The sequence below is a fragment of the Gammaproteobacteria bacterium genome, assembly GCA_028817255.1.
GTDB classification, from domain to species: Bacteria; Pseudomonadota; Gammaproteobacteria; order Porifericomitales; family Porifericomitaceae; genus Porifericomes; species Porifericomes azotivorans.
This window is the reverse complement of record JAPPQA010000111.1, coordinates 19,861-30,573: the sequence shown is the minus strand read 5'-3', so window position 1 is coordinate 30,573 and position 10,713 is coordinate 19,861. Positions and strand designations below refer to the sequence as shown.

At 67.2% G+C, this 10,713-nt stretch carries 12 protein-coding genes; all 12 read right to left on the bottom strand.

Annotation, left to right across the window (positions count from 1 at the left end; genetic code table 11):
• Positions 1 to 8: 8 nt before the first annotated feature.
• Complete coding sequence (locus OXU43_05100) at positions 9 to 977, bottom strand: VWA domain-containing protein (protein MDD9824528.1); 969 nt, start codon at positions 975 to 977, stop codon at positions 9 to 11.
• Between the two features lie 78 nt (positions 978 to 1,055).
• On the bottom strand, positions 1,056 to 2,144 hold the full coding sequence (locus OXU43_05095; GenBank protein ID MDD9824527.1) for a VWA domain-containing protein: 1,089 nt from the start codon (positions 2,142 to 2,144) through the stop codon (positions 1,056 to 1,058).
• Between the two features lie 17 nt (positions 2,145 to 2,161).
• The gene (locus OXU43_05090) at positions 2,162 to 3,175 is read right to left on the bottom strand and encodes a hypothetical protein (GenBank protein MDD9824526.1); all 1,014 of its coding nucleotides are present in this window, start codon (positions 3,173 to 3,175) and stop codon (positions 2,162 to 2,164) included.
• A 14-nt stretch (positions 3,176 to 3,189) separates the two neighbouring features.
• Positions 3,190 to 4,008, bottom strand: a complete 819-nt coding sequence (locus tag OXU43_05085) for a MotA/TolQ/ExbB proton channel family protein (protein MDD9824525.1) — start codon at positions 4,006 to 4,008, stop codon at positions 3,190 to 3,192.
• A gap of 36 nt (positions 4,009 to 4,044) precedes the next feature.
• Positions 4,045 to 4,359, bottom strand: a complete 315-nt coding sequence (locus OXU43_05080) for a hypothetical protein (protein ID MDD9824524.1) — start codon at positions 4,357 to 4,359, stop codon at positions 4,045 to 4,047.
• 252 nt (positions 4,360 to 4,611) lie between these two features.
• Positions 4,612 to 5,055 (bottom strand): hypothetical protein, encoded by a 444-nt coding sequence (locus OXU43_05075; protein ID MDD9824523.1) that lies wholly within the window; start codon positions 5,053 to 5,055, stop codon positions 4,612 to 4,614.
• An 85-nt stretch (positions 5,056 to 5,140) separates the two neighbouring features.
• On the bottom strand, positions 5,141 to 5,686 hold the full coding sequence (locus tag OXU43_05070; GenBank protein MDD9824522.1) for a hypothetical protein: 546 nt from the start codon (positions 5,684 to 5,686) through the stop codon (positions 5,141 to 5,143).
• The gene (locus tag OXU43_05065) at positions 5,670 to 6,089 is read right to left on the bottom strand and encodes a hypothetical protein (GenBank protein ID MDD9824521.1); all 420 of its coding nucleotides are present in this window, start codon (positions 6,087 to 6,089) and stop codon (positions 5,670 to 5,672) included. Before OXU43_05065 ends, OXU43_05070 begins: the two co-directional genes overlap by 17 nt.
• 97 nt (positions 6,090 to 6,186) lie before the next feature.
• The gene (locus OXU43_05060) at positions 6,187 to 6,714 is read right to left on the bottom strand and encodes a hypothetical protein (GenBank protein ID MDD9824520.1); all 528 of its coding nucleotides are present in this window, start codon (positions 6,712 to 6,714) and stop codon (positions 6,187 to 6,189) included.
• Positions 6,715 to 6,830: 116 nt separating this feature from the next.
• On the bottom strand, positions 6,831 to 8,831 hold the full coding sequence (locus OXU43_05055) for an SUMF1/EgtB/PvdO family nonheme iron enzyme (protein MDD9824519.1): 2,001 nt from the start codon (positions 8,829 to 8,831) through the stop codon (positions 6,831 to 6,833).
• Entirely contained in the window at positions 8,831 to 9,577 is a 747-nt protein-coding gene (locus tag OXU43_05050; GenBank protein MDD9824518.1) for a hypothetical protein, read from the bottom strand. The genes OXU43_05055 and OXU43_05050 overlap by 1 nt, the downstream gene beginning before the upstream one ends.
• A 14-nt stretch (positions 9,578 to 9,591) precedes the next feature.
• The coding region (locus OXU43_05045) for a hypothetical protein (GenBank protein ID MDD9824517.1) at positions 9,592 to 10,713 on the bottom strand (1,122 nt) is incomplete at its 5' end.

Sequence of the window (10,713 nt, the reverse complement as noted above, 5' to 3'; positions counted from 1 at the left end):
TCCGGCATTCACAACCCGATGAACGTGCCGCCGTTGCGGTAAGTCAACTCCCGCATCAGCGCCGCGAAGCGCTGGCCCGTGGCCCCGGCGCCGGTGTAAAAGCCCAGGGCATGAATCCGCACCCGGCGCCGGCCTTTGCCCCCGGAGAAATTCAGCCGCTCCACCTCGTCAATCACCGCCTGGCCGGACGGCCCGCTAAACTCGTCGCCGAATATATACAGGCTGATCTTGCGGGAGCGGGAAGAGTACGTGCGAATGGCCTCCAGGATGCCCTCCACGGGGCTGGAGTTGCTGTACGGCGACCAGGTGCGGAAGTGCCGCACAATGGCCTTGCGGCGCGCCGGCGTGTCCGGGATCCAGCGGCCTCGGTACTGATCGAACATGTATTGCCCCATGTCGTTCATGATCTGGATGCCCTCGACCTTGGGATAGGCATCCAGGATGGCGATCATCTGTTCCTCCGCCTGCCGCCAGGCGCGCTGCTTCATGCTGCCGGAGGTGTCCACGATAAAAACGATGTAGCGGCTGTCCACCGGGAGGCCGCCGACCTTCGCGTCGTCGTCGGGTTGCAGGCGCAGGCGCCGCATCTCCTCGTCCAGATCTTGCAGGGCCGCCTCCAGGCGCTTCCTGATCTTGTCTTGCGTCATCGTGGCGACCTCGGCCTGGCGGGCGGCTTTGCTTTGCTCCAGGACGCGCGCCCGGACGCGCGCCCGGGCGGCCGCCGCTTGCTCCCGCGCCGCCGCCAGCGCGTCCTCCTGGCGGCGCAGCGCCTGTTCCCGCGACCGCTGTTCTGCCTGCAACGCCGCCAGGCGCGCCGCCAATTCCGCGACGGCCTCCACCGGGGCAGGGAGCGGAAGTTCGCCGGGCGTCTCCGGCTTAACGATCAGGATCAGCAGGACGATGGCGCCGAAGCCGCAGCTGACGACATCGAGAAAAGACAGGTTGTTGCCCTCCGTCCGGCGGCGCGCGCGTTTCATGCCCGGATTCTCATGTCTATAGCCTCATGTCTCTGGCCTCAGGGTTCGCCTCCCCGGCCCAGCTGCCGTTCCGGCCGTTCACGGCCAGTCGCCGGAAGGCGCCAGGAAGCGTCCGCCGCTGGCCTGCGCCAGCCTCCAGAATGCCTCCGGCGCGGCGGGGTCTCCCTCGATCGGCAGCAGGATCACGTTGACCGGCGCCCGCGGGGGAAACTTCTGCACGGCCTGCTGGAAGAACTGCATGCGTTTTTCGCCGCTGACGCGGGCGCTCTTGAAGAGACTGGCGCCCTTGGTGGGCAGCCCGTCCGTAACCAGGTAGATCGCATCGGGCGCGGGAGACATGTCGGCGACGCTTTGGAACGCCGCCTCCAGATTGGTGCCGCCCTCAGGCAGCCATTGCCCGGCGGCGCTGGAGACGGCAGCCAGCGTTTCCCGGTCCCGGGCCGGCAGCCAGCCTTTGCGGGCCGCGCCCAGTACCGGCGCCGCCCGTTCGTCGAAGCCGATCAGCTGGTACTGCGCGTCGGGAGGCAGGTGCGCCAGCAGCCATTCCAGAATGGACGACGCCCAGCGCCATTTGGGGGTCGCGCGCCGTTGCGCCTCGGGCAGAAATTTGTGCCGAATGATGTTCACGACGCTGGTGTCCGACATGCTGGCGGAACGGTCAAACAAAATCAGAATGCGCTTGCCCCGCACGGTAAGGCCGGCGAGGTACTGGCGCTTGCCCTCGCCCTCGATTTTCTTGCGCTGGGCGCCGCTGGCGCGCGCCTTCAGCAGGGCCGCCTGCCGTTGCCGCAACCGCTCCTTCAGGGCATCGAGGCCGTCCGCGCCGGCGGCGGCGGCCGGCGCCCGTTCCGCCAGCAGCCCGGCAATCTCTTGCAGCGAGCCGGCGTGTTGCCGCTGCGTGTCGGCTACGCTCCGCTTCAATTCGGACAGGCGCCGGTCCAGGAAGGCGAGCCGCGCGGCGCGTTCTTCTATCTCCCGTTGCAGTTGTTGCCGCCGGGCCTCTTGCGGCACGGCGCGCGCGGCATCGGCCGCGTCGGCCTCCAGCGCCTGCACAGAGGTGTTGTGCTTGACGATCAGAAAGATCAGCACGGACGCGCCCAGGCCGCAGGACATAACATCCAGGAACGCCAGGCCGAAGGAGCTTGCGTCGCGCCGTTTCCTTGCCATGAGCGCGCGCCGTGCCGCTACTGCGCCCGAGGGGGCGCCTGCGGGTGCTGGATTTCGCGGTACTGCCTTACCGCGCCGCGGGGTTCCGGGGCGGCGCCAGCCGACAGCCCGCGCAACGGCTCGCTGTGCAGCAGCGCCTCGAGGCGGCCGCGGTCCAGGACCGGCAACGCTTCCGTTTGCGGGAATACCCGCCGCAGGGATATGCCGGGGGAGGGCAGCAGTACGCACTTGCGGCCCGCCAACCACTGTTGCGCGCCTTCCGGCAGATGCGCCGCGAAGCGCTCCCTGGCCACGGCGACCTCGATGCCGTCCAACTCCAGGCGCAGTTCGCTGGAGTCGCGCCGCAGATTCTCGATGATCTGCCGGAACAAAGTTCGTTTGTTGCGCGAGTCATGGCGGGCATTGTAGCGGCGCTTCAGGAACTCGGCGTCTATGATCCGGAACCATTGTTCGCACAGCTGCGGCAACCCGAGGCCCGCGCACCGGAACGAGTCCCGCAGGCGGGCCGCGCCGTCCGCGATCTCCAGCCGGGTCAGCACGGCCTGGCGCAGCCCCACTTCGAGCATCGCGTAGTCTCCCTCGGGCAGCAGGGCGCTGTACGCCAGCGGCGTCTGCAACAGGGCCAGCGGCGGACGCGCCAGGGCCTGCAGGACTCCCAGCAGGTGCCGCAGCTGCTCCTTTTCGTAAGCCGCGGAGACCAGAACCAGCAGGGCTTCGCCGTCTTCGGGGGGGCGCTCCAGGAAATCGCGCAGGTGCAGGTACACCAGGTCCAGGGAGCTCTGGGCGTCGGAGGGGCGCTGGTGCAGTTTCTTGACCTTGCACTCCGCGAAGTACGTGTTGTCGCTGTCGCCGGACGACTCTTCCGTGTGGAACTGGAAGCGCTCCGCGTCTCCCGCCCGCCACTTGCCTTGTTCCAGGGAAGCGTAGCAGGGACTGTGCCGCCACTCCTGCTCGCGGGGCGGGGCAAGGCTCAGGAAGCAACTGCCGATTTGCAGCACCGCGGTCGCTGCGCTTCGCTCCGGGGCGGCCATGATGCCGGGCGCTTTCAGGCGCCGGGGATCTTTTCCCTCATGTAGCGCAACAGGTGATCGTTGCAGAAATCCTGGGTATCCAGGATCAAGGTCTCCTGCGCCTCTTGCAGCTTGTGCAGAAAGAGCATGATCACGACGCTGATGACCAGCGCCACGAAAGTCGAGTTGAAGGCGACGCCCAGGCTTTCCGTCACCGGGCCGATGTTGCCCTGCACCGCCTGCTCGGCCTTGCCCAAAGCGGCGCCGATGCCCCGCACCGTGCCGATGAAGCCCACGGAGGGGATCAGCCAGATCAAGTAGCGCACCATGGACAGCCCGGTCTCCTGGCGCTCGGCCTCCGTTTCGCAGATCTGCTGCATCGCCAGGGTCGCCTCCGGGACGCGGGAGGTCGTGAAAAAGCGATCCAGGGAAGCCGCCGCCGCCTTGTACAGCACCGTGGCGCGGTAGCCCAGCGCCTTGGCGCGGTCCAGGATCTCCCGGTACCGGTCCAGGTCTTTCGCCTCCGGCAGGATAATGTCCGTTTCGCGCGTCTCCAGGAAGTTCGCCTGGCCGCCCCTGCCCTTGACGGCGAACAGCCGCCGCGAGTAGCGCAAGGTCCCCGCCTTGAGCAACATGATGGCCAGCGCCCAGAGCATGGCGATCAGGCAGATTTCCTGCTCATAGTCCTTGACGATCACGGCTGCCCGGCCCATTGGCGGCGCAGCGCCCGCGCCGCTCTCCCGCCATTGCAGCTGCTGTGCGGCGACGGGGCGCACCCAGGTTTCGTAGCACACGTGCACCAGGACAGCGGCGGCGATCAACGCCGCCAGCTGATACCGGAGCTCGTGCTCCATCGCGGCCCGATACAGCTTCCGCAACGCCGCGCCCCTTCAGATGTCCGCGGGGAAGGCGACCGGGGTCTCCACTTCGATCTCCTCGCTGGGGACGATTCGCGCCGGCTCCGGCGCGGGCCGCGTTTTGGCCGCCGGCGGTTTCGCTTGCGGCCGCGGCGGCGGTTTTGCCGCCGGCCTTTTTTCCGCCGCCGCGCCGGCCGCCGTATCGTCGGCGGCGGGGGCGGCCGGGGCGGCGGCGGCCGGGGCAGGCGTCCAGCAAACCGCCGCGGAGAAGGCAACGGCGAGCGCCAGGGCGCCTAGGGGCGCCGCCGCCCCGCCCAATATTCGCCGCGCCGCTTTACGCTGTGCCATTCCTTCTCGCCCGGATATTGAACGAGCGTCCCCGAGTATTCGTTCGCGCCGGATTTTACCCTCACCCCAACCCTCTCCCGGAGGGAGAGGGGGAAGAGGGTGCCCTTTCTTCGCTTCCCTCTCCCTTTGGGAGAGGGACCGAGGGTGAGGGCCGAAAACGGCGCACCCGCGCATTCGTCTCAGTGAAATCACGCGCTTCTTTACCCCCTTCGTGCAATATCCGGGCTCGCCTCGCTACGGTTACGGGCGCCCTCAGTCATAATGCTTGTGCTTTTTCTTCGGTACGCAAGGCAGGTTCAGAGGGGGCGCCGCTTTGCGAACCAGAAACATCCGCTCCAGGGACACCGCGATCTCGAACATTCGCTCGTCTCCGTACAGAACCGCCGCTTGGTCCTTGACCCCGAAGAGCCGCTTATCTTCCGGATTGTACCGGAAGCGCCACACGCCGTCCCGTTTCCGGGAACGCCACACGTAGCGATCGGTGTAGTAGCGGGTTTTCCCGTCCGCGCCTAGAAAATGCAACGCCCGGCGATGATCTGCACCACTTCGCCTGAGCCAGTGCCAGTCGGTCGAGCGCAGGCGGTACACCCGCTCTTCGCCCCGGCAAACCGCCTCCCACTCGTAACCCTTAGAGACCAGCACCTTCTCCAAAATAAGACCGACGAAAAACAGGAGCGCGACGATCCCATATCGCATTGCCTTCCCTTTCCGCATAAATCCGAGGGCATCCCCGCGCAATGCGCGGGGCCGGCGCCGCCTTTGCCATTTTTTACGGGCGCCCTCAGTCGTCACGAGAGTACTTTTTCTTCGGTACGCAAGGCAGGTTCAGAGGGGGCGCCGCTTTGCGAACCAGAAACATCCGCTCCAGGGACACCGCGATCTCGAACATTCGCTCGTCTCCGTACAGAACCGCCGCTTGGTCCTTGACCCCGAAGAGCCGCTTATCTTCCGGATTGTACCGGAAGCGCCACACGCCGTCCCGTATCCGGGAGCGCCACACGTAGAGCTCGGTGTAGTAGCGGGTTTTCCCGTCCGCGCCTAGAAAATGCAACGCCCGGTTGAAATTTTGACCGCTCTTCTTGGTCAAGCTCCAGTCGGTCGAGCGCAGGCGGTACACCCGCCCTTCGCCCTGGCAAACCGTCTCCCACTCTTCGGCAAGCTTGGCGGAAAGGCCATCCCATATCCAACCGCCGAGCAAAAGGAGCAGGGCAACGCCGATCCCATATCGCTTTGCCTTCTTTGCCCCCGTAAGTCCGGGGGCATCCCCGCGCAACGCGCGAGCCCGCCGCCGCCTTTGCCGTTTTTTGCCCTCAGTTACGGGCTTCATACTTGGGCCTTTTCTTCGGTACGCAAGGCAGGTTCAGAGGGGGCGCCGCTTTGCGAACCAGAAACATCCGCTCCAGGGACACCGCGATCTCGAGCGTTTGCTCGTCTCCGTACAGGACCGCGGCCGGGTCTTCGATCCCGAAGAAGATTTCCTCTTCCGGATTGTATCGGAAGCGCCACACGCCATCCTGTTGCCGGGAGCGCCACACGTAGCGATTGGTGTAGTGGCGGGTTTTCCCGTCCGCGCCTAGAAAATACAACTCCCGGCGGTAACCGTTGCCGCTGCCCTTGAGCCAGCCCCTGTCGGTCGAGCGCAGGCGATACACCCGCCCTTCGCCCTGGCAAACCGTCTCCCACTCGTAACCCTTGGCGAGCTGCCCCTCCCATATCCACATAATGAACAAGACGAGAATGAATAATAGTACCGTCCCATATCGCTTTGGCTTTTTTTCCCGCATAAATCCGACTGCAATCGCGGCTATGCCCGTACCCGGCGCCGGTTCAGCCTCCCAGAAATCTCTCGAACATTCCCACCTGCATGGGTACGCACGGCAGGCGCAGCGGGGGCGCCTCCTTGCGAACGACGACCAGCTGAAGGAGATCGCCGCCGATCTCGAAAGTCAGTTCGTCTCCGTGCAGGACCGCGGCCTGGTCCTTGCGCCCGACGAGCCGCGTATCCTCCGGGCTGTACTGGAAGCGCCACACGCCATCCTGCTCCAGGGAGCGAAGGTCGTAGCGTCCGGTACGGTACAGGATTTCCCCGTCCGCGCCGAGGAAGCGCAGCCCCCGGTTATGGTCTTTGGCGGTTCGGCTGCCGTCCTGGCGCTTGCGGCGCCCGCTGGTCGAGTGCAGGCGGTACATCCGCCCCTCGCCCTCGCAAATCGTCTTCCACTCTTCTCCCCTGAAGACATCCAGGAAAGGCGATGTCCGGTACTGCTCCCAGCCATAGAGCGCGAGCAGCGCGACCGCCACCAGAACCGCCCCCAGTATCTCCAGTATGCCCTTGCCTTTCTTTTTTACCTTCGCCATTTCTCCTCCATATTCCGGTGTCTGCGTTCCCTCGATTCCCCTGCGCCAGCGAAAAACCCGGAGGCGCCCCCAAGGTGCGCTCAGAGGGCGCGCTCAGGATGCGCTGTCCATAAAATTCACTGGCCCGGCGCCGCCTCCTCGGCCGCGGCGGCGGGCGGCGGCAGGTAATACGCCAGGCGGAAGCCCACGGCCTTGTCGCCGTCGCTATTGTACTGCCGGTAAGAGAGCCGCAGCTTCTTGTCCGAGCCGTCGCTCCAGCCGGCGCCCCGGATGACGTGAAAGCGCCCGCTTTGCTGCCCCAGGGGATTGACCTGCGCGTCGGCGGCCCCCTCGAGCCGCGGCGCGATCTTGGTCAGGAAGACATCGTGCAGCCATTCGGCGACGTTGCCGCCCAGGTCGTGCAGCCCTCTGGCGTTGGGCCGGAAATTGCCCACCGGGGCGCTGACCGCCTGGCCGTCGTTGTAGTGAGACAGCGTGACGGGCAGCAGCGCCCGGGCGCTCTTGTCGGCGTAGTTGCCGGAGCGCGAGGGAATCTTTTGCAGGCTGTCGCCCCAGGGATACGCGCGCGCGTCTTGCGCGCCGCCGGCCCATACCCACTCCGCCTCCGTGGGCAGACGGTAGCCCGCCGAACGCGGGTCGAAGCCCGTGACCTGGCCGCCCGCCTCCAGGTAGAAGGGCGCCACCTGCAACTGCCGGCTCAGCCAGTTGGCGTAGAGAGCGGCCTCCTGCCAGGAGACCCTGACCACGGGCTGCGCCGCGCCATCCAGGCTGTGCCCCTTGAAGTCGCCGGACGAGTGCCCGCTCTTAAAGCGCTTGAACTGTTCGTTGCTCACCTCGGTCCTGGCGATGGCGAAGGGGCGGTCCAGGCGCACCTTGTGCGTGCGGCGCGTAGTCTTGTATGCGAAGTCCCCGGCGGGGCGGAAGGGCAAAAACTCGAAGCCGTTCTTGCGCTCTTGCTCCCCGCGCCGCAATTCCTGCTGCCGGGCCCTGGAAAGCAGCCGTGCCCGGACGATCTTCGCCAACTCCGCGCTGGCAGTCACATGATGCGTCTGGTCGGCGTAACCCGGCGCCTTGAGAACGATTTCATGTTGCCGTGCCGGCAGCGACAGCCGGCCTTGCGCGTCGGGCCTCATGCGGCGCCCGGCCACCCAAATCTCGGTGTCCTTCGGTTGCAGATCGAATGCCACCAGGCCCGCGAGCGCCGGCAGCGAGACCGTGAGCGCTTCCTGCCCCGCCCCCGGGCGAATGGTCTTCGTCACCGCCCGGTGGCCGGGTTTCAGCAGCAGCAGCCGGTGCGCCTTGCCCGCCTCCAGGGAGAGGCGCAACGGCGCGGCGCCGCGGTATCGGCCGTCAACGCTCACGGCGGCGCCCGGGGGGTCGGAGGCCAGGCGCAGCTCGGCGCGGGCGGGCTTCGGCGCCGGCCGCTTCTCCTTCGCCTGCTCCGGCGCGGCCGGTTTGCGATCTTCCTCAAGCCGCACCAACAGTTGCTGGGTAATGTCTTTGCCCTCCACCTCGAGCTGCCGGCGGTGAGGCAGGTATCCCGGCGCCCGGATCTCCAACTGGTAAGCCCCCGCCGGGATGTCGCGAATGAATCCGGGCAACGGCCCGGCGGCGGCGCCGTCCAGCAGCGCCTCGGCCGAGACTTCGGGGATCAGGGCGATATCGAGGTGGCCCGGCCGGCGAACCAGGCGCCATGCGAAGACCTGCGCGTCGAACCACGGCGCGAACTTCCCGGCCACCTCGAAACGCACGCTCCGGTCCTCGTAACCGGGGGCGGACAGCGTCGCCTCGTGCGCGCCGGGGAACATCAGGCGGCTGTCTTCGCCTATGGACAGGTGGAGGCTGTCCCGGATGCGGACCTCCGCCGTCTCGGGCGCCAGCCGGAACGCGACCGGGCGCGGGGCATTCTGCGCCAGGAGCAACAAGCCGGCCAGGACGGCCAGGGCTGCCGCGAGTTTCGCGGCCCGGCGCGGCCAGCCGCCGGCGCCGGGCGAGGGGTGGCCCGGACGGAGGCTGCTCCAAGACAGCGCGGAGGCCAGGGACGCCCGTTGCCGGTACCGGTAGGGATGAGGCTCGATCTCGTCATAGCGAAATTTCTCCCGCGGCTCATCGCTCATCAAATCGGATCCTTGCAGCGGATGTCGAAGCGGGTCGGCCGTTCCGGCAACACCCAGAAATCGCGCCGCACGTCACGGTAGCGGTCGCGCCGGGCGACGGCGACATACTTGCCGGGCTTCAGGCGCAACTGCTTTTCCTGGAAGCGCCCCAGTGTCTCGCCCTTGTAGATGGATACCTCGGATTGACCGTCGGAACTCAGATAGACCAGTTGCGGCGTCTCCGCCTGCGCGAGGCGCTCTTGCAGCGCCTCGCGGCCCGCGGCGAGCTCCCGGCCTTCCAGCCGGTCCCGTTCCATGGCGTCCAGCAGCTGCCGCGCCCGCCGGCGATTGACGGGGTCGAAAAGTTTTTTCGGCTCCGCAAGCAGCTCGGCCAGCGCCTCTTGCGCCGCGACGTAGGGCGCGCTCCGGCGCGCGCCCGTTGCCGCCTCTGCAACGTAGGCGTCCAGCGCCTGGGCCTCCCGGTAGAGTCGCAGGGCCGCGCGCCAGTCCTGCGTCTCCTCCGCCGCCCGCGCCTGCGACAGCAGCGCCAGGATTTGCCGCGCGCGCTGCCGCTCCCGGGCGTAGCGCAGCAATTGCCGCGCCTGCGGGTCTTCGGGTTTCAATTGCGCCGCCTGCTCCAGGCGGGCGCTCGCATCGGGCCAGCGCTCGGCGGCGAGAGCGTCCAGCGCCTGCGACATCCGTTCCTGGAACTCCGCCCCGGTTGCCTGGGCGGGCGCCGGCGCCGGCGCCAGCGCGGCGACAAGCAACAGCGCCGGCCACTCTATTGCCGGACGCTTTCCGCTGCCGCCGCGGGGCCTCCCGGCGCGCCGCGCTCGACAAAATAGATCTCTTTCAAAATGCCGTGCCACTGGTCATATTGCTCCGTTACCGAGCCCTGGAGAGTCACGATGCGGTCTTCCACTTCCACCACCTGCGGTTGCAGCTCCAGCTCCAGCGATTCGCCCAACTCGCGCAGGGCCTCGTCGTGGATCTTGGACTGCTGGTAACTCTCCACGGTCTTGACGGCGCCATAAGCGCCGGCGCCTATCAATACCGTCCTCGCCGTATCGTTCTTGGAGTCGAGGGCGATGCCCCCGGCAATGGCCAAGGCGCTCAGCACGCCCTGCAGCAAGGTCTTGGACCTCTGTTTGGAGCGCGCGGCAACCTCGACCTCGCTCTGCCGAGCCCAGTCCGTGTAGGACGTCTCGATACCGCCGGCGAAGTGGTCGTAGTAGCCCTGCAAGGTGTCCAGGAACAGGTCGTCGCGCTCCTTGATCTGCAACACCCGCTGGTAAATGGGGTCGTTCTCCGCCGGCAGGCCCGTTACCCGGTAGCGGCCTCTTTTCTCCTCCAGGTAGCCGGCAAAGGCATCCTCGGAGAAGGAGCGGGCGAAGCGCAGTTCCGCGGCGTAGCGGGCCTCTTTCAAGGCCGCCGCCGATTGCGCGTCGCGGGCCCGCAACAGGTCCCGGGCGATCTCGTCGAAGAGATCTTCGAAGGGGCGGCGGGTATTCGCGGGGGTGTAGTCCGAGGCGGCGGCCTTGCCCCGGTACTTCTTGCGCAGCCAGTTGCGGCCGGCGGCATCGGCGGCGGCGATCTCCAGCACCAGTTCCGCGCCGTCCGACGCCAGGATCGTGCCTTCCACCCGCAGGTCCGTGACCGCCTCGGCGGGAACGATCCACACATTGCGCCAGGCCTCCGTCCGCTCCATCGCCTGCCGCAGTTGCCAGGGGAAGTACAGCGCCTCCGCCTTGCGCACCTCGCGGAAGACTTCGCCCTCTTCGACCTCCGCTTCTTTTATGCCCGTCTCGAATTCCAGGATGCCCGCGTCCAGATACCGCGCCTCCGCTACCTCCGCGGCCGCCTGCGCCGTCTCTCCCGCGCGGGTGCCGCCGGTCCCGGCGCA

What these genes read in the sequence shown, in the direction of transcription:
- OXU43_05100 (MDD9824528.1), bottom strand. Translation starts at nt 977, where the DNA reads ATGAAACGCGCGCGCCGCCGGACGGAGGGCAACAACCTGTCTTTTCTC.
- OXU43_05055 (MDD9824519.1), bottom strand. Translation starts at nt 8,831, where the DNA reads ATGAGCGATGAGCCGCGGGAGAAATTTCGCTATGACGAGATCGAGCCT.
- OXU43_05090 (MDD9824526.1), bottom strand. Translation starts at nt 3,175, where the DNA reads ATGGCCGCCCCGGAGCGAAGCGCAGCGACCGCGGTGCTGCAAATCGGC.
- OXU43_05075 (MDD9824523.1), bottom strand. Translation starts at nt 5,055, where the DNA reads ATGCGATATGGGATCGTCGCGCTCCTGTTTTTCGTCGGTCTTATTTTG.
- OXU43_05085 (MDD9824525.1), bottom strand. Translation starts at nt 4,008, where the DNA reads ATGGAGCACGAGCTCCGGTATCAGCTGGCGGCGTTGATCGCCGCCGCT.
- OXU43_05070 (MDD9824522.1), bottom strand. Translation starts at nt 5,686, where the DNA reads ATGAAGCCCGTAACTGAGGGCAAAAAACGGCAAAGGCGGCGGCGGGCT.
- OXU43_05060 (MDD9824520.1), bottom strand. Translation starts at nt 6,714, where the DNA reads ATGGCGAAGGTAAAAAAGAAAGGCAAGGGCATACTGGAGATACTGGGG.
- OXU43_05080 (MDD9824524.1), bottom strand. Translation starts at nt 4,359, where the DNA reads ATGGCACAGCGTAAAGCGGCGCGGCGAATATTGGGCGGGGCGGCGGCG.
- OXU43_05095 (MDD9824527.1), bottom strand. Translation starts at nt 2,144, where the DNA reads ATGGCAAGGAAACGGCGCGACGCAAGCTCCTTCGGCCTGGCGTTCCTG.